This window comes from Vibrio sp. 811 (assembly GCF_033339195.1).
The window spans coordinates 1-582 of the sequence record NZ_JAWOUB010000688.1; the positions used below are offsets into that span (position 1 = coordinate 1).

Consider the following 582-nt stretch of genomic DNA (forward strand, 5'->3'; position numbering starts at 1 on the left):
GTGTTGGATTGACGATACAGATAGAGAGAAACACAAATTGCCAATACAAGTACGAATAGAAATACCGCTTGGGTTTGTGTTGCCAATCGCACCTCATACTCTAACGCCGTGCGCCAATCTGGACGCAAATCGTATTGAGCCACAATTTTGTCAACGCCCAACATCGCGATCGCGCGGCTAAAATATGGCGCTAACATTGCACCGCGTTCATTCGCGACGAGGCCGATAGACAACTGCGAACTGTAAAACTCCCCTATCGCGGTATCTTGTTCGATGGGCACAAGCTCGCTCAAACGAAGGAAATGGTTGAGCATTGCCGTATCCATCGGGATGTAATCCACCTCCCCTTTAAGCAATGCTTCAATAAGATCGTGCTGCGTGTTAAAACGCTCAAGCTCTTTCAACGGTAAAAGCTGAGTCATCATTTGATCGAAGAAATCGTCTTTGACTACACCGATTCTTTCAGAGATCAATTGTGACACATGGGAATAGGTGTTTGGCTTGTAACCCAATCGCTTGACCATCACTGAAGCTGGTGAATAGTGCGGTCTTGGGAAATAGCTGAATTCATGCCGTTCTCTG

General features: G+C 46.6%; 1 pseudogene. It reads right to left on the bottom strand.

The features are described from left to right. Positions 1-582 (bottom strand): annotated as a pseudogene (locus R7Q46_RS28840) (transporter substrate-binding domain-containing protein); the annotation flags it as partial.